This is a genomic window from Thermomonas sp. (assembly GCF_025993755.1).
In the GTDB taxonomy this organism is placed as follows: domain Bacteria; phylum Pseudomonadota; class Gammaproteobacteria; order Xanthomonadales; family Xanthomonadaceae; genus Thermomonas.
The window spans coordinates 1-15,958 of record NZ_JAMQHN010000024.1; the positions used below are offsets into that span (position 1 = coordinate 1).

General features: G+C 68.4%; 17 protein-coding genes. 11 read left to right on the forward strand and 6 right to left on the reverse strand.

Annotated features, from left to right (window positions below):
• Window positions 1–380: 380 nt before the first annotated feature.
• From Q0X16_RS01650 to Q0X16_RS01675, 6 genes are all read right to left on the reverse strand, one after another.
• A complete protein-coding gene (locus Q0X16_RS01650) occupies window positions 381–854 on the reverse strand; it encodes a DnrO protein (RefSeq protein ID WP_297829962.1) in 474 nt (157 codons plus the stop codon).
• Window positions 855–909: 55 nt separating this feature from the next.
• Complete coding sequence (locus Q0X16_RS01655) at window positions 910–2,346, reverse strand: L-aspartate oxidase (RefSeq protein WP_297829964.1); 1,437 nt, start codon at window positions 2,344–2,346, stop codon at window positions 910–912.
• Window positions 2,343–3,380 carry a quinolinate synthase NadA gene (gene nadA / locus Q0X16_RS01660; RefSeq protein ID WP_297829966.1) on the reverse strand — a complete coding sequence of 346 codons (1,038 nt, stop codon included), beginning with the start codon at window positions 3,378–3,380 and terminating at the stop codon, window positions 2,343–2,345. The genes Q0X16_RS01655 and nadA overlap by 4 nt, the downstream gene beginning before the upstream one ends.
• Window positions 3,381–3,674: 294 nt before the next feature.
• On the reverse strand, window positions 3,675–4,919 hold the full coding sequence (locus Q0X16_RS01665) for a hypothetical protein (RefSeq protein ID WP_297829968.1): 1,245 nt from the start codon (window positions 4,917–4,919) through the stop codon (window positions 3,675–3,677).
• Window positions 4,916–5,164 carry a DUF2249 domain-containing protein gene (locus Q0X16_RS01670; protein WP_297829970.1) on the reverse strand — a complete coding sequence of 83 codons (249 nt, stop codon included), beginning with the start codon at window positions 5,162–5,164 and terminating at the stop codon, window positions 4,916–4,918. The genes Q0X16_RS01665 and Q0X16_RS01670 overlap by 4 nt, the downstream gene beginning before the upstream one ends.
• Window positions 5,165–5,214: 50 nt before the next feature.
• Window positions 5,215–5,985 (reverse strand): helix-turn-helix domain-containing protein, encoded by a 771-nt coding sequence (locus tag Q0X16_RS01675; RefSeq protein WP_297829972.1) that lies wholly within the window; start codon window positions 5,983–5,985, stop codon window positions 5,215–5,217.
• 170 nt (window positions 5,986–6,155) lie between these two features.
• Between Q0X16_RS01675 and ccoN the strand changes: the two genes are divergently transcribed.
• From ccoN to Q0X16_RS01730, 11 genes are all read left to right on the forward strand, one after another.
• Window positions 6,156–7,595, forward strand: coding sequence for a cytochrome-c oxidase, cbb3-type subunit I (gene ccoN, locus Q0X16_RS01680; protein WP_297829974.1), 1,440 nt, complete (start codon window positions 6,156–6,158; stop codon window positions 7,593–7,595).
• Window positions 7,596–7,605: 10 nt separating this feature from the next.
• A complete protein-coding gene (gene ccoO, locus Q0X16_RS01685; RefSeq protein WP_297829976.1) occupies window positions 7,606–8,220 on the forward strand; it encodes a cytochrome-c oxidase, cbb3-type subunit II in 615 nt (204 codons plus the stop codon).
• Window positions 8,221–8,223: 3 nt separating this feature from the next.
• A complete protein-coding gene (locus Q0X16_RS01690) occupies window positions 8,224–8,400 on the forward strand; it encodes a cbb3-type cytochrome c oxidase subunit 3 (RefSeq protein ID WP_297829978.1) in 177 nt (58 codons plus the stop codon).
• Window positions 8,397–9,326, forward strand: coding sequence for a cytochrome-c oxidase, cbb3-type subunit III (gene ccoP, locus Q0X16_RS01695; RefSeq protein WP_297829980.1), 930 nt, complete (start codon window positions 8,397–8,399; stop codon window positions 9,324–9,326). Before Q0X16_RS01690 ends, ccoP begins: the two co-directional genes overlap by 4 nt.
• Window positions 9,323–9,619: a hypothetical protein gene (locus Q0X16_RS01700; RefSeq protein ID WP_297829983.1), complete on the forward strand. Its 297-nt coding sequence runs from the start codon at window positions 9,323–9,325 to the stop codon at window positions 9,617–9,619. Before ccoP ends, Q0X16_RS01700 begins: the two co-directional genes overlap by 4 nt.
• A gap of 6 nt (window positions 9,620–9,625) precedes the next feature.
• Window positions 9,626–11,179 (forward strand): 4Fe-4S dicluster domain-containing protein, encoded by a 1,554-nt coding sequence (locus Q0X16_RS01705; RefSeq protein WP_297829984.1) that lies wholly within the window; start codon window positions 9,626–9,628, stop codon window positions 11,177–11,179.
• 13 nt (window positions 11,180–11,192) lie between these two features.
• Window positions 11,193–11,705 (forward strand): FixH family protein, encoded by a 513-nt coding sequence (locus Q0X16_RS01710; RefSeq protein WP_297829986.1) that lies wholly within the window; start codon window positions 11,193–11,195, stop codon window positions 11,703–11,705.
• Window positions 11,706–11,709: 4 nt separating this feature from the next.
• On the forward strand, window positions 11,710–14,082 hold the full coding sequence (locus Q0X16_RS01715; protein ID WP_297829988.1) for a heavy metal translocating P-type ATPase: 2,373 nt from the start codon (window positions 11,710–11,712) through the stop codon (window positions 14,080–14,082).
• Window positions 14,079–14,285 (forward strand): cbb3-type cytochrome oxidase assembly protein CcoS, encoded by a 207-nt coding sequence (gene ccoS / locus Q0X16_RS01720; RefSeq protein WP_297829990.1) that lies wholly within the window; start codon window positions 14,079–14,081, stop codon window positions 14,283–14,285. The genes Q0X16_RS01715 and ccoS overlap by 4 nt, the downstream gene beginning before the upstream one ends.
• Window positions 14,275–14,997, forward strand: a complete 723-nt coding sequence (locus tag Q0X16_RS01725; RefSeq protein WP_297829992.1) for a sulfite exporter TauE/SafE family protein — start codon at window positions 14,275–14,277, stop codon at window positions 14,995–14,997. The genes ccoS and Q0X16_RS01725 overlap by 11 nt, the downstream gene beginning before the upstream one ends.
• A gap of 122 nt (window positions 14,998–15,119) precedes the next feature.
• A complete protein-coding gene (locus Q0X16_RS01730; protein WP_297829994.1) occupies window positions 15,120–15,827 on the forward strand; it encodes an ATP-binding protein in 708 nt (235 codons plus the stop codon).
• Window positions 15,828–15,958: the final 131 nt, after the last annotated feature.

Here is a 15,958-nt window from a genome sequence, read left to right on the forward strand (position 1 = left end):
AGCGGTTCCACAATCCGAGGATACGTCGCAGGGTCGAAAGGCAGGATCGGAAGTTTGCAGCTCTTTCACAACCGTCCGTGATTTCGGGGTAGAACCCCGAAAGCCGCTTCGCGGCACGGCTTAACTCAGGTGTTAGGCCTCTGATGGTGATCACCTCGTCATCCCTGCTGGTCAAAAAAGCAGCAGGATAGGGGGGAACACCCTGGTCAATTTTGAGCGGAAATACCCATGCTCAGATGGTCAGTTTTAGACGGGCGCCAACATCTTCGGCGTCACCGAACGTCAGCTGCATCAGAAGTCATCCCGGAGGTGAGACGGTATTGTCGCCGATAGATGGCGAGTTGTTCAGACCTTCCCTAGGGGGTCGGAATCGGGGTGCTCTAGCGTCCCTTCCAGCCCGGATCGTCGAACAGTTCCGGATAGCGTGCCAACGCCTGCTGCATGGAGTTCAGGTCGGCGGGAGAAAAACGCCCGCTGCGCGCGGCGTCGGCGCCGGCCATGAACTTCGCCAACAGGCCATGCAGGGCGGCGTCCGCCTGCGGGTCGAGCTTGCAGTTGGCGATCATGTTCCGGATCGCGACATCGATCCGGGCCGCAGCCGCGGTGCCCTGGCCCGCTTCCAGATGCCCCGCCCGGCGCTGCGCGAGTTGCGCGGTGGCCGCACGAATCTCGCGCATTCCGGCACGCAGCGGCGCATCGGTCGACCAGCGCTGCGCCGGCGCTTCGGCCGCAGTTGCCGCGTGGCGTGCGTGAGCGGCGTGATCGGCATGGGAAGTCGCTTGCTGGGCCAGCGCGGGCGTGGCGAACAGGGCGCAGGCCAAGGCAAACGGCAATATCTTGATTTCGTGCCGCACGGTCCATCTCCAATCGGGTGTGAACAACTCTGATATGGGATCGGGAAAGCGGGATTCAAGCGGAATCCGTGCGGTAATGCGCACCCAAGCTTTCCTTGCGCGCCAGCGCCGCAGCGATCAGGGCATGCGCGACGCCACCCTGCCAGCCGCCGGACGCCAGTTCTTCGGCGTCCTGGATCGCCTGCTGCAGGCTGTCGCCATCACGCAGCGGCCCCATCGCCCGCGCCATCAGGTTGCGCAGCGACGCTTGCGCGTGCGCGTCGAGCGATGCCGGATGGCGACGCTCATCGCACGCGTCGCCGCCGCCGGAAGTTTCGGGCGCTTCACGCAACATCGCGCCCAGCCGGCGGCCGAAGACCAGGCCCTCCAGCAGCGAATTGCTGGCCAGCCGATTGGCGCCGTGGACGCCGTTGCAGGCCACTTCGCCAACCGCGTAGAGGCCGGCCCGCGAGGTGCGACTGTCGATGTCGGTCGCGATCCCGCCCATGTGGAAATGGGCGGCGGGAACCACCGGGATCGGCTGCACGCGCGGATCGATGCCGTGGTCGAGGCAGGCGCGCAGCACGGTCGGGAATTTTTCGGCGAACGCAGCGCCGACCATGCGCGCGTCCAGCACCGCGCCGCCGTGCTGGCAGGCCTGCCAGACCTGGCGGGCAACGATGTCGCGCGGCGCCAGATCGCCGAGCGGATGCACGCCTTCCATCAGCCGGCGTCCCTTGCTGTCGTGCAGGTGGGCGCCAGCCCCGCGCAGGGCTTCGGTCACCAGCGGCAGGCTGTGCTGCCCCGGCAGCATCAATGCGGTCGGGTGGAACTGCACGAATTCCAGATCGCGCAGCGCCGCGCCCACCGCCAGCGCCAGCGCCAGTCCGCTGCCGTCGGCATCGGGGGGATTGCTGGTCTGCGCGAACAGCGCGCCGATGCCGCCGGTCGCCAGCACGACCGCGCGACCGCGCACGGTCTCGCGCACCCCGTCCGCCGTCGTGAAGCTGGCACCGCAAACCCCATCGCCATCCAGCAGCAACCCATCGACCTCGACGCCGGCGCGACGGGTGATGTGGCCGGACGCGCGCGCCGCGGCCACCAGCGTTTCCATGACCTTGGCGCCGGTGGCGTCGCCGCCCGCGTGGACGATGCGCGGGCGATCGTGGCCGCCTTCGCGACCCAGCGCCAGGCTGCCGTCGGGCTTGCGGTCGAAAACCACGCCGAGCGATTCCAGCCAGTGGACCGCGTCGGGCGCACTGCGGGTCAGCAGATCGACCACCGCCGGATCGTTGTGCCGGCTGCCGGCCACGAGCGTGTCGCGGGCGTGTTCTTCGAGCGTGTCGCCCGCGCCGATTGCCGCAGCGATGCCGCCCTGCGCCAGCAGGCTGGCCGCTCCGCGCGCACCCGGCGCGCGGGTGAGCAACAGCACCGGCGCCGGCGCGGCAGCCAGCGCGGCGGCAACGCCGGCGATCCCGCCGCCGACGACGATGATCGGTTCGGCGGCGTTCACACCCGGTCGCGGCGCCCGACCGCCAGCATCCGATCCAGCGCCTTGCGCGCACCGGCGATGTCCTCCTCCGGCACCACGACCTCGTTGCTCAGATCGCTGAGCACGGCATGGATCTTCGGCAACGTGATTTTTTTCATGTACGGGCACAGATTGCAGGGCTTGATGAACTCGACCTGCGGGAAATCGTTGCGCAGGTTGTCGGCCATCGAGCACTCGGTGATCATCGCCACCCGCTCGGGTTTTTCCTTGTCCAGCCACCTGCCCATCGCGCTGGTGGAACCGACGAAATCGGCTTCGGCCAGCACCTCGGGCGGACATTCCGGATGGGCGACGATCTTCGCCTTGAACCGCTCGCGCGCATGCCGCGCTTCCATCGCGGTGAACTTCTCGTGTACCTCGCAGGCGCCCTGCCACAGCACCAGCTCGACGTCGGTCTGCTGGGCCACCCAGGAACCGAGGTAGCGATCCGGCAGGAAGATCACCTTGTCCACGCCGAATTCCCTGGCCACCGCCTCGGTCACCTGCACCGCGTTGGCCGAGGTGCAGCAGGAATCGGAGACCGCCTTCACCGCCGCGGAGGTATTGACGTAGCTGACCACCGGGATACCCGGGTGCTTGGCGCGCAGCGCCAGCACGTCTTCGGCGGTGATCGAGGCGGCCAGCGAACAGCCGGCTTCCATGTCCGGTATCAGCACGGTCTTGTCCGGCGCCAGCACTTTCACGCTCTCGGCCATGAAGTGCACGCCGCACATCACCACGATGTCGCTGTCGCAGGTCGCGGCCTGCTGTGCAAGCGCCAGCGAATCGCCGGTGATGTCGGCCACGCCGTAGAAGATCTCCGGCGACTGGTAGTTGTGCGCCATGATCAGCGCGCCGCGCTCCTTCTTCAGCGTGTTGATCGCGTCGATCCACGGCAGATGCAGCGGCACTTCCATGCACGGGATCAACCGTTCGAGTTGCTCGACCAGCGGCGCGTAGCGCTCTTCCAGATCGGGGCTCCAGGCGGGAGCGACGGGGGCGGCTGTGGCGTTCATTGTCACCTCATGACGAAACGGGCGCCGCGAATCGCGACGGGCGTGGGGGAACCGCTCGGAGTGTGCTCAGCGCGAGGATTCCGGACGGAGGAGGGTCGCGACGGACGTCGCGCATGGGTGGCGCAAGGCGCATCCGGCGTGGTCGGCGTGACGGATGCGGGCGATTTGAAGCGTGGATGCGCACATGGCGATGCGAATCATGCGGACAGCGGCCCATCGGAATCCTTGATGCGCGTCATTTTATGTCACCGGCGCCAGCGTGATCGGGTTGCATCCGGCTTCGATGCCCATCGTTCATCTTGTCCGTTCGGCGATGAACCGACGTCCGCGACGACGCGCTCCACCCAGCGCCACGAACGAGGCGCAGTGCGCGAACAGCAGCGCAGCGCCCGCGATCGCCGCCATCCACACCTGCCTCACGGCCAGTGCCAGCAGCAGCCCGGCCAACAGGTGCAGCGCCAGCACGACGGCCTTGTCGCGCGAGGGCATCAAGAGCTGCACGCCAGGCACGTGCACGCCCTTGCCGCACTCGCGCTGCAATTCGATCCACCCGAGGAAGGCGACGATTTCCAGCGACATGCCGGTCACCAGCAGCGGCAGGCCGATGGCGACGACCAGCGCGCCAACCATCATCGCGCCACCAGCGCCGGCCAGCAACAGACAGCCGGCGATCGCGAGGACAGCGAATCCCGCGCACCAGAAAAAGGTCAACGGCACCAGCCGCAAGTGGCGCGCGCCCAGCTGCAGCCACAGACCGCCGATTGCGAAGACCAGCATCGGCAGCGACAGCGCGATCCGCAGCCAGTCCGGTGTCGTGCCGCGCGCCGCGCAGAACAGCAGCGCCATCAGCAGCACATAAAGCACGAGCTGCCATCCTCCCTGCGCCCGCGCCGGCGCAGGCACTGCGCCCTGGAACATCGGCGCCACCACCCGCGCCACTGCGGCCAGCAGGCCCAGCACCCAGCCAAGCAGCCCCCATCCGGCATGGGCGTCGGTCAGGGTCAGCTGCGGCAGATGCAACAGGCCGCTCCAACCCAGCGCCAGCAGCAGACCGAGCGTCGCCGTCACCAGCGCGGCAGCCACGGCCAGCCCGATGCCCTGACGCAGGAAGCGCTCGCCTTCCGCGCGCAGCAGGCCGGGCAGCACCAGGGCCGCCAGCAGCAGGAACGCGACCAGCAGCAGGCCTCCACCCCACGTCGGATTCAGCGCTTGCGGCCAACGGAACCCGGCGATCAGCAGCGCGACACCCAGATTCAGCAGCCCATGCAGGATCCGCGCGGCGCGCGCACCGCCGCGCACCGAAGCGCCCACCGCCACCGGCAGGAACTGCAGGAGTGCGCCGAACATCGCATTGCCGAGAAACCCCAGAGTCAGCGCATGCACCAGCGCCAGGGTCGCACCGCTCCAGCGCGAAGCCAGCGCTGCCTCGCCATCGGCCATCAGCAAGGCACCGGCGAACACGCCCCAGAGCGCGGCCGAACGCAGGAACAGGCGCGGGATCGCCGGCACCGGCGCCTGCGCCATGCGCAGCTTGGTCATCTCCGCAGCGGCCGTTCGACGTGGATCCGGGTGCCGCCATCGACGCAGTCGCTTGCGCTCCAGCGCAGGCCGCGCGCATCGAGTTCGGCCAACAGGGGCCGGGGCAACATCGGTGTCAGCACATCCAGCCGCTGCCCCGGCAGCAGCGCATCCACGGCCTCCAGCGCCCGCAGCAGCGGCTCGGGCGCGGGCAGCCCGCGCAGATCCAGCGCATCGTCGAACGGCGTTGATCCGCTTTCCGCCATGACGCTCCGGTCACTCGTCCTCACGACAGCGTGAAATGCCGCGCCGACGCTCAGGCGCTGTTGCGTTTGCGAGGCTCCGGGCTCTGGCCGCCGTTGCCGCCATTGGCCGCCGCGTAAAGGGCTTCCTCGTCGAGGATGCGCACCCGGCGGCCATGCACCTCGATGATGCCGTCCTCGTGCAGGCGGCTGAAACCGCGGCTCACGGTTTCCAGGACCAGTCCCAGGTAGCGCGCGATTTCGTCGCGGCTCATCGGCAGGTGGAAGTCGTTGGAGGGCCGCCCGATCTGGCGATAGCGCTCGGACAGGCCGTGCACGAACAGGGCGATGCGCTCGCTGGCCTGACGCCGGGCCAGGACTTCCACGTGATCGTGGTCGTGGTTGGCGCTTTGGCCGATGACGCGCAGCAGCTGGTTCTGCAGGCTGGGCAGCTTGGCGGCGATGGAGGCCAGCCGGTCGAACGGCAACTCGCAGACCCGCGAATCGACCAGCGCAATCGCTTCACAGCGATGCTGCCCGGTGCCCACCGCATCCAGGCCGAACAACTCGCCCTGCAGGTGGAAGCCGAGGATGTGCTCCTCGCCGGAAGCGTTGACCACCGCCGTCTTGAAGCAGCCCTCGCTGGCGACATAGACCGCGCGCAGCGGGTCGCCCGCACGAAACAGCGACTCGCCCTTGGCAAGCGGACGTCGCCGGCGCGCCACCGTGTCCAGCCGCCCGATGTCTTCGCCATTCATGCCCGCCGGCAGGCACAGCTGCTGGATCGAACACTCCGTGCAACTGCGCCGAAGCCTGGCGAGGTTCAGCGAAACCGGTTCATTCATCGTCTGCAAACTCAGGCGAATCTTCCGTACAATTATGCCCTGAAACGCCCCCGTTTTCGCTTGGTTCGAGCCCTGCCGCCATGGCGAGGTCGCGCAGCCTCGCGACACAACCTCCCGTCCGGACGTTTTCCAGCGGCAGGACGGGCAGAATTCCGCTCTCGGAGACCCGCATGCAAGCCAATGCCGGCAGCTACAACGACAAGGTCGTCCACCAGTTCGCGGTGGCCACCGTGATCTGGGGCATCGTCGGCATGGCCGTCGGCGTTCTCTGCGCCGCGCAATTGTACTGGCCGGCACTCAACTTCGACATTCCGTACCTGACCTACAGCAGGATCCGGCCGCTGCACACCAACGGCATGATCTTCGCGTTCGGCGGCTCGGTGCTGTTCGCCACCTCGCTGTACGTGGTCCAGCGCACCTGCCACGTGCGGCTGATCTCCGACAAGCTCGCCGCCTTCGTGTTCTGGGGCTGGCAGGCGGCGATGGTCAGCGCCGTCATCACCCTGCCGCTGGGCATCACCCAGAGCAAGGAATATGCCGAACTCGAATGGCCGATCGACCTGTGGATCGCGATCGTCTGGGTCGCCTACGGCTGGCTGTTCTTCGGCACGGTGGCCAAGCGCCGGGTCAAGCACATCTACGTGGCCAACTGGTTCTATGGCGCCTACGTGATTGCCGTCGCATTGCTGCACATCGTCAACAACATCGTGATGCCGGCCGGCTTGTGGAAGTCGTACTCGGTCTACAGCGGCGCGGTCGACGCGATGGCGCAGTGGTGGTACGGGCACAACGGCGTGGCGTTCCTGCTCACCGTCGGCTACCTGGCGATGATGTACTACTTCGTGCCGAAGCAGGCGCAGCGCCCGATCTACTCCTATCGTCTGTCCATCGTCCACTTCTGGGCGCTGATCTCGATCTACATGTGGGCCGGCCCGCACCACCTGCACTACACCGCGCTGCCGGACTGGGCGCAATCGGTGGGCATGGTGTTCTCGGTGATCCTGCTGGCGCCCAGCTGGGGCGGCGCGATGAACGGCATCCTCACGCTCTCGGGCGTGTGGCACAAGCTGCGCACCGACCCGATCCTCAAGTTCCTCATCGTGGCGATCAGCTTCTACATGATCGCGACCTTCGAAGGCCCGATGTTGTCGATCAAGACGGTCAACTCGCTGTCCCACTACACCGACTGGACCGTCGGCCACGTCCACGCGGGCACCCTCGGCTGGGTGGCGATGATCTCGATCGGCTCGCTCTACAGTCTGTATCCGCGCCTGCTGGGCCTTCCGGGCATGTACTCGACCAAGCTGATCGACGCCCATTTCTGGCTGCACACGATCGGCGTGGTGTTCTACATCGTCTCGATGTGGATCGCCGGCATCACCCAGGGCCTGATGTGGCGCGCCACCAACCCCGACGGCACGCTGACCTACAGCTTCGTCGAATCGCTGGTCGCCACCTACCCCTATTATCTCGGCCGACTGCTCGGCGGGTTGATGATCCTCGCCGGCATGTGCCTGATGGGCTGGCACATGTGGAAGACATGGAAGCAGTCCCAGGGCCTGGTCGAGCATCCGCTCCTGGCCCCCGATGCCGCCGAAGCGATCGCCTGAGGACGACACCATGGGAATTGCACACGAGAAGCTGGAAAAGAACGTCGGCCTGCTGGCCGTGCTGATCGCGGTCGCCGTCTCGCTCGGCGGCCTTGCGGAAATCGTGCCGCTGATGTTCCAGGCCGAAGCCATCCAGCCGCTGCCAGGCGTCAAGCCGTATCCCGCACTGCAACTTGCCGGGCGCGACATCTACGTCCGCGAGGGTTGCTACAACTGCCATTCGCAGATGATCCGTACCCTGCGCTTCGAAACCGAGCGCTACGGCCACTATTCGATGGCCGGCGAGTCGGTCTACGACCGCCCGTTCCAGTGGGGCTCCAAGCGCACGGGCCCGGATCTGGCCCGCGTCGGCGGACGCTACTCCGACGACTGGCACCGCGTGCACATGACCGACCCGCGCGCCGTTGTGCCCGAATCGAACATGCCGGCCTTCCCGTGGCTGGAGAAGAACACGCTCGACGGCGCCACCGTGCAGGCGCACATGCGCGCGCTTCGACGGCTTGGCGATCCGTACACGGACGCCGACATCGCCGGTGCGCCGGCCGCGGTCGCAGGCAAGACCGAACTCGACGCGCTGGTGGCCTACCTGCAGGGCCTCGGCAAGCACGCGCCGAAGGGGGGCTGAAGCATGATCTCCGGCATCCTGACCACGCTGTTCCTGATCCTCTTCGTCGGCCTGTGGATCTGGGCCTGGCAGCCGCGGCTGCGCAAGGGTTTCGAGGCCACCGCGCGGCTGGCGGTGGATGACGACGTCATCCCCCCCGGCGAACTGCGCAACGATCGCGCCGAGGAGGGCAGCCGATGACCACTTTCTGGAACTGGTACGTCATCCTGCTGGTGCTGTTCAACTTGCTCGGCATCACCTGGCTGCTGTGGTGGACCGCCAAGCGCCGCCCCGGCGATCCCAAGCCGGAAGACATCAGCCACTACTGGGATGGCGACATCACCGAATTCAACAAGCCGATGCCGCGCTGGTGGATCAACGGCTTCTACATCGCCATCGCCTTCGCCTTCGGCTACCTGTTCTGGTACGGCGGCTTCGGCACCTACCAGGGCTTCGGCCACTGGAGTTCCAGGGCCGAGCACGACCAGGCCGCGGCGCTGGCCAATGCGCAGCTGGAACGCACCTTTGCGCCCTACAAGGGCAAGGCGATCGACGTGCTGGCGCAAAACCCGGCCGCGGTCGAACTTGGCCGCTCGATCTTCGCCAACAACTGCGCCACCTGCCACGGTTCCTCGGCGAAGGGCGCGACCGGCTACCCCAACCTGACCGACGACATCTGGCACTGGGGCGGCAGCCCGGAGCGCATTCTCGAAACCGTGCAGAAAGGCCGCGAAGGCGTGATGCCGGCCTGGGGCAAGGCGCTCACCGGCATGGGCGGCCCGGACGCAGTGGATTACGTGATCGCCTACGTGCGCCAACTCGGCAACAAGGGCACGACCGCGCCGAACGACTTCGCCGCCGCCCGCGGCAGGGATCTGTTCGAAAACGTCTGCGCGGCCTGCCACGGCAAGGACGGCAAGGGCAACACGGCCCTGGGCGCGCCCGATCTGACCGACGGCTACTGGCTCTACGGCGACAGTACCGAATCGTTGCATGAGACCATCGCCAACGGCCGTCATGGCAGCATGCCGGCCTGGGGCGAAACGCTGGGAGATACCCGGACGCGGCTGGTGGCGGCCTACGTCTGGTCGCTGTCGCACAGCGGGGCACCGCGGACGGCGCAATGACCGACTTCACCACGCCCGGGTTCGATCATCCGCCGCGCCCGATGGCACAGCGCGTGGGAGCCGTGCTGTGGCCGAGCTTCTTCGCCGCAGGCGTGGCGACGATGGTGTTCTTCGCCTTCGTCGATCCGCTGGAACTGCGCGACATGACGTTCCCGCACCTGGCGATCAGCCGCGAGGCGGGCTACACCATCGGCTTCTTCACCTTCTGGCTGGCGACGGCCTCGTCCAGCCTGTTCACATGGATCCTGCTGCGGCCTTCGAGCCGCTTCAACGGACCCAGAGCCGGGCGGTAATACGTCGTGAACAAACGCATCGACATCGATCTGCTGGACTCCGGCGGCGATTCCGTCTATGTCAGCGAACGCAAGGTCTATCCACGCGACATCTCCGGCCGCTTCGACCGGATGCGGCGGTTGGCGGTGTTCTGGCTGCTGGGCATGTACTACCTGTTCCCATGGCTGCGGTGGGACGGCCGCCAGGCGGTGCTGTTCGATCTGCCCGCACGCAAGTTCCACGTCTGGGGATTGACCTTCTGGCCGCAGGATTTCAGCCTGCTCGCGATCCTGCTGATCGTGCTGGCGATGACCCTGTTCTTCGCCACCGCGCTGGCCGGTCGGCTGTGGTGCGGCTACGCCTGCCCGCAGACGGTGTGGACCGAAACCTTCATGTGGATCGAACGCTGGACCGAGGGCGACCGCGGCAAGCGCATCAAGCTCGACGCCGGCCCGTGGAACCGCGAGAAGATCCTGCGCAAGGGCAGCAAGCACGTCCTGTGGCTGGTGTTCGCGCTGTGGACCGGATTCACCTTCGTCGGTTTCTTCACCCCGATCGCCAGCCTCGGCCAGCGCCTGTTCACGCTCGACTGGAACGGCTGGGAAACCTTCTGGGTGCTGTTCTATTCGCTGGCCACCTGGGGCAACGCCGGCATCCTGCGCGAGCAGGTCTGCAAGTACATGTGTCCCTACGCGCGTTTCCAGAGCGCGATGTTCGACCGCGACACCCTGATCATCGCCTACGACCCGCTGCGCGGCGAGCCGCGCGGCCCGCGCCGCAAGGGCCTGCCCAGCGTGCTCGAACGCGCGCGCGGCCTGCTCGACGTGCGCACCGCCTACGACTACGTGTTCCGCGCCAGCCAGCACCCGAGCGCGGCGGCGGCCCGCTTGCAGGCCGGCGGCACCGTCACTCTCGCGGCCGCGGGTGAGGAAGCCGCGCCGCTGCCGAAGTTCGAGCCGGAACAGCTCGGCGACTGCATCGACTGCACCATGTGCGTGCAGGTCTGCCCGGTCGGCATCGACATTCGCAACGGCCTGCAGTACGAGTGCATCGCCTGCGGCCTGTGCATCGACGCCTGCGACGAGGTGATGGACAAGGTCGGGATGCCGCGCGGCCTGATCCGCTACACCACCCAGAACGCGCTCGACGGCCAGCCGGCGCGGGTACTGCGTCCGCGCATCGTCGTCTATGCCGTCCTGCTCGCCGCGCTGGTCTCCGGCTGGACCTGGGGCGTGTTCCACCGCAGTCCGCTGATCGCCGACGTGCTGCGCGACCGCAACGCGCTTTATCGCGAACACGGCGACCGCATCGACAACGGTTACACCCTCAAGCTGGTCAACAAGACCGACGCCGACCGCAGCTACCGGGTACGGATCGAACCGGCCGACCAGACTCCGCTGGTGCTGAACGGCGCGCCCCTGGAGGTCAAGGTGCCGGCCGGCGCGGTGATCGCCCACGAAATCGAGGTCGGCGCCCCCGCTGCGGGCGTGCGCGGCCGCCACAACCTGACCTTCGTGATCGAAGCCGACGACGGCAGCGCCAAGGCGCGCGTCGACAGCACCTTCTTCGGTCCGATGTAGGCACGGCAGCGCAATGGAGCAGAAATCCTCGCCCTGGCGCGAACCGATCGTCTGGCTGATGCTGGCGTTGGTCCTCGCTTCGGTCGTCGGCAGCTTCTGGCTGCTCCGCGTCGCGGCCGAAGGCGGCCCGATGGACGTGGTCCCCGACGAGGTCTCGCGCACCGGCGACATCCAGAACGCCGATCTCGGCCCGGATGCGGCGGCGGCGCAGGCCGGACTGGCCGCGGTGGCCCGGATTGATCGCGAACACGGCTTCGTCGAAGTCTTTCCCGCCACCGGCGACTTCGACCACGCCCAGCGCCTGCGCCTGGCCCTGCATCACCCCACGCGCGCCAGCGACGACCTCGTGCTGGAGCTGACGCCGTTCGATGCCGGCTGGCGCGCCGCCGCCAAACCGGCGCTCGACCACGACTGGCTGCTGCAACTCGGACCCGTCGCCAGCCCCGACTGGCGGCTGCGCGGGCGATTGGCACGCGGCGAGCTCGCCGTCCACCTGCAGCCGTCCGTCGATCCCGGCCAGCCCTGAGGCGATGGACGCAGGCGCCGGCGTTTGCTCCCACTGCGGCGAACCGCTGCCGCCCACGCCGGTGCGCGCCGATCTGGACGGGGGAACCCTCGACTTCTGCTGCGATGGTTGCGCCGCCGCCGCACGCTGGATTCTCGACGCCCACCTCGAAGACTATTACCGCCTGCGCGACCAGCCCGCCGGCCGGGTGGACGCGGACGCACCCATGCTGGCCGCCTGGGATCGCGAGGAACTGCTCGCCGGACACGCGCATCCCGTCGAGGGCGGACGCGAAATCACCGTGCTCACCGACGGCATGCGCTGCGCCGCCTGCGCCTGGCTGATCGACCGCGCACTGATGCGCGAGGAAGGCGTGATCGATTCCACCGCCAACGCCATCACCGGCCGCATCCGGATCGCCTGGGATCCGGAGGTAACGCCCCTGTCGAAGCCGTTGGCGCGGCTGGCCGCGCTCGGCTACCGGCCCTATCTGGCCACCGGCGAGGAACGCGAGGCGGCGAGGCGGCGCGAACGCAACCGCGACCTGATCCGGATCGGCCTGGCCGGCATCGCGGCCATGCAGGCGATGATGTTCGCCGAGGCGCTGTATCTGGACACCCGCAGCCAGATGCCGGTCCCCACCCGCGACTTCTTCCGCTGGATCACCTTCATGGTGTCCACGCCGGTGGTGTTCTGGGCCGGCTGGCCGTTCATCGTCGGCGCGTGGAACGAATTGCGCGGCCATCGCCTCGGCATGGACACGCTGGTCGCCGGCTCCACCCTGCTGGCGTGGACCGCCAGCACGATCGAAACCCTCCGCGGCGGTCCGCACGTCTGGTTCGACGCGGCGGTCATGTTCGTGTTCCTGCTGCTGGTTGCCCGGCAGCTCGAACAGCGCGCACGCGGCATCGCCAGCGCGCAAGTGGACGCGCTGGCGCGGGCGCGTCCGGCATTCGCCACCCGCGAACAGCCCGGGGGCGGCCGCGAATCGGTGCCGGTCGATGCGCTGGCCGTGGGCGACATCCTGCGCGTGGCCGTGGGCGAGCCGGTACCGGCAGACGGCGTGCTGCTCGACGCACCCGCCTGCTTCGAAGAATCGTTGCTGACCGGCGAAGCCAGGCCGGTCATGCGCCAGCCCGGTGAAACCGCCTACGCCGGCACCGCCTGCCGCGAACACGCGGCGCGCATCCGCGTCACCCGCGTCGGCTCCGGCACCCGGTTGGCGGAACTGGTGCGGCTGGTGGAAACCGCGCAGGCGCACCGTCCGGCGCTGGCACGGGGCAGCGAACGCATCGCCACCTGGTTCGTCGCCGGCCTCGCGCTCTCCGCGATCGCCGTGTACGCGTGGTGGCGCCTGCACGACCCATCTCGCGCTTTCGAAGTCGTGCTTGCCCTGCTGGTCATCAGCTGCCCCTGCGCGCTGTCGCTGGCGGTGCCGGCCGCGCTGGCCGCGGCCCACGGCGCGCTGGCAAAGATCGGCGTGCTGGCGGTGCGCCCGGACGCGCTGGACCGCCTCGCCTTCGCCAGCGACGTGGTGTTCGACAAGACCGGCACCCTCAGCGACGGCAAGTCGCAGCTGCAGTCGATCGCCCAACTGCACGGACTGGACGAATCCGAAGCGCTGCGGATTGCCGCGGCGCTGGAGCGCGACAGCAACCACCCGCTGGCCGCCGCCTTCCGCGACGTCGCCAATGCGCCGACCGCCAGCGCCGTGCGTGCCATCGCCGGCCAAGGCGTCGAAGGCGAAATCGAAGGCCGGTGCTGGCGGATCGGCAGCGCGCCCTTCGCCACCGGCGGCGAAGACGATGGCGCGGTCTGGCTCGGCGGCGGAACCGGCCAGAGCGCCCGTTTCGCGATCGGCGAGCGCGCTCGCGACGACGCGGCTCCCGCCCTGCGGCGCCTGCACGATCAGGGCCTGGACCTGCATCTGGCCAGCGGCGACGCCGAGCCGGCCGTCGCGCGCATCGCGCAGACGTTGGGACTGGAACAGGCGCATGCGCGGCAATCGCCGGAAGACAAGCTGGCGCTGGTGCGACAGTTGCAAGGCGATGGGAAATGCGTGGCGATGGTCGGCGATGGCCTCAACGACGCGCCGGTGCTGGCGGGCGCCGACGTCTCGCTGGCGATCGGCGACGGCGCCGCGCTGGCGCAGCGCAGCGCCGATTTCGTGCTCTCCAGCCCGTCCCTGCACGCCGTGCCGACCGCCATCGAAATCGCCCGCCGCACCCGTCGCGTCATCCGCGAAAACCTCGGCTGGGCGATCGGCTACAACCTGCTGGCCCTGCCGCTGGCCGCCGCCGGCATGGTGACGCCGTGGCTGGCCGCATTGGGAATGGCGTTATCGTCCCTGCTCGTCACCGCCAACGCATTGCGCCTGACCCGCGCACCCTCGCCATGAACATCCTGCTGTTCCTGATTCCCATCAGCCTGGTCATGATCGGCGTCGCCGCCGGCATCTTCGTCTGGGCGGTGCGCCACGGCCAGTTCGAGGATCTCGACACGCCGGCGCTGGATGTGCTGCGCGACGACGCGCCGCCCACGCGGGACAAGGTCGGGACATCAAGCACCGCTGCCGAGCCGGATCGCAACGATGCCGATTGACACCGTCGTACTCGGCGCTGCGCTGCTGACCGGGATCCTCGGCGGCGCCCACTGCGTCGCAATGTGCGGCGGCATCGCTACCGGTTTCTCGGTCGGCTCGCGCGGCTGGTGGGCCGCGCTGCAGCCCAATATCGGCAGGGTCCTCGGCTACGTGCTCGCCGGCGCGATCGTGGGTGGCCTGGGCGGCGGCCTGCTCGGCCTGTCTCGGCAGCCGTGGCTAGGCGTGACGATGCGCGCCGCGGTCGGCCTGGTGCTGGTGATCGCCGGCCTGCGCATGCTGGACACGAAAAATCGCCTGCCGCGCTTCTCCGGCGGCCCCGGCCACTGGCTGTGGCGTGCGCTGCGCCCGCTACAGCGGCGCCTGCTGCCCGCCAACACGCCCATGCGCCGTCTGCTGCTGGGGATGCTCTGGGGCTGGATGCCCTGCGGCCTGTCCTCCACCCTGCTCGCCGCCGCGTGGCTCACCGCCAGCCCCGTGCACGGCGCGTTGACCATGGCCGCCTTCGGCCTGGGAACTCTTCCGGTGATGGTGTCGCTGACCTGGGCCGGCGCCCGCATCGGTCAGCGGCTGCAGCGCGGCGCGTTCCGTCGGATTGCCGGAACCCTGGTGATCCTCGCCGGCCTCCTCACCCTTGCCGCGCCGCTGTTGATCCACCTGCCCATCGTGCATGGCCTGCTCGACGCACTGGGCTGCCGCAGCCTGCCGGACTGAGATCAGCCGCGCAGCGGCAAACTGAACCTTCGCTGCAATCGCGACGTACGGCACAGGCAGACGCCGGCGCACTGCATACAATCGAACTCTGGTTCGAATGCAGACAACAGGGGAAGGCCACAGTGGCAGCAGGCAAGCGGCAGCCCGGCGTACTGCGTCGATTGCTCGGCATCGGCCATCGCGAAGACGCCGCGATCTATCCGGACCCTCCGGAACTGGGTGAACTGCGCCAGAAGCTGGCCATCGTCCACGCCGTCGAACAGGAACGCAAGCGCATTTACGACGACCTCCACGACGACGTCGGCAGCGCCCTGCTCACCCTGCTGCACCGGGTCCCCGACAGCGAACGCCAGCTGGTGCGAGAAATCCTGCAGGATCTGCGCGCCATCCTCGCCCACGACCGCGGCATCGAAGGCAGCCTGCTGGAGGTGCTGGCGCTGCTGCGCGACGAGATCGAGCAGCGCCTGCTGACCCGCGCCATCACGCTCGACTGGCGTCAGTCCGACACCCTGCCCGACCCGGCGCTGGACCGCGCCCAGGCCATGCATCTGTTCCGCATCGGCCGCGAGGCCGTCACCAATGCCATTCGCCACGCCAATCCGTCGCGGGTTCGCATCATCGTGCGCCAGGTCGAAACCGATCTGATCTTCGAAGTGACCGACGACGGCCACTTCGATCCGTCCCGCATCGGCGGCGGCCGCGGCACCCGCAGCATGCGCACGCGTGCCGACGAACTGCACGGCGACATCCACTGGCAGCAGGGCACGCTCGGCGGCACCAAGGTGCACCTGCGCTTTCCGATGCCGGCAGCGCCCGCGGGCGGGGAGTAGCCAGCGGGGCAGTCCCGCCAGATCTCCCGCCGAAGGAATCGCGGCCAAGAAAAACGGGCTGATCGGTGAGGATCAGCCCGTTTGGGGATAAGGCCCTGGCGATGACCTACTCTTGCATGCGGATGCACACT

What these genes read in the sequence shown, in the direction of transcription:
- nadA (WP_297829966.1), bottom strand. Translation starts at nt 3,380, where the DNA reads ATGAACGCCACAGCCGCCCCCGTCGCTCCCGCCTGGAGCCCCGATCTG.
- Q0X16_RS01665 (WP_297829968.1), bottom strand. Translation starts at nt 4,919, where the DNA reads ATGACCAAGCTGCGCATGGCGCAGGCGCCGGTGCCGGCGATCCCGCGC.
- Q0X16_RS01670 (WP_297829970.1), bottom strand. Translation starts at nt 5,164, where the DNA reads ATGGCGGAAAGCGGATCAACGCCGTTCGACGATGCGCTGGATCTGCGC.
- Q0X16_RS01675 (WP_297829972.1), bottom strand. Translation starts at nt 5,985, where the DNA reads ATGAATGAACCGGTTTCGCTGAACCTCGCCAGGCTTCGGCGCAGTTGC.
- ccoN (WP_297829974.1), top strand. Translation starts at nt 6,156, where the DNA reads ATGCAAGCCAATGCCGGCAGCTACAACGACAAGGTCGTCCACCAGTTC.
- ccoO (WP_297829976.1), top strand. Translation starts at nt 7,606, where the DNA reads ATGGGAATTGCACACGAGAAGCTGGAAAAGAACGTCGGCCTGCTGGCC.
- Q0X16_RS01690 (WP_297829978.1), top strand. Translation starts at nt 8,224, where the DNA reads ATGATCTCCGGCATCCTGACCACGCTGTTCCTGATCCTCTTCGTCGGC.
- ccoP (WP_297829980.1), top strand. Translation starts at nt 8,397, where the DNA reads ATGACCACTTTCTGGAACTGGTACGTCATCCTGCTGGTGCTGTTCAAC.
- Q0X16_RS01700 (WP_297829983.1), top strand. Translation starts at nt 9,323, where the DNA reads ATGACCGACTTCACCACGCCCGGGTTCGATCATCCGCCGCGCCCGATG.
- Q0X16_RS01710 (WP_297829986.1), top strand. Translation starts at nt 11,193, where the DNA reads ATGGAGCAGAAATCCTCGCCCTGGCGCGAACCGATCGTCTGGCTGATG.
- Q0X16_RS01715 (WP_297829988.1), top strand. Translation starts at nt 11,710, where the DNA reads ATGGACGCAGGCGCCGGCGTTTGCTCCCACTGCGGCGAACCGCTGCCG.
- ccoS (WP_297829990.1), top strand. Translation starts at nt 14,079, where the DNA reads ATGAACATCCTGCTGTTCCTGATTCCCATCAGCCTGGTCATGATCGGC.
- Q0X16_RS01725 (WP_297829992.1), top strand. Translation starts at nt 14,275, where the DNA reads ATGCCGATTGACACCGTCGTACTCGGCGCTGCGCTGCTGACCGGGATC.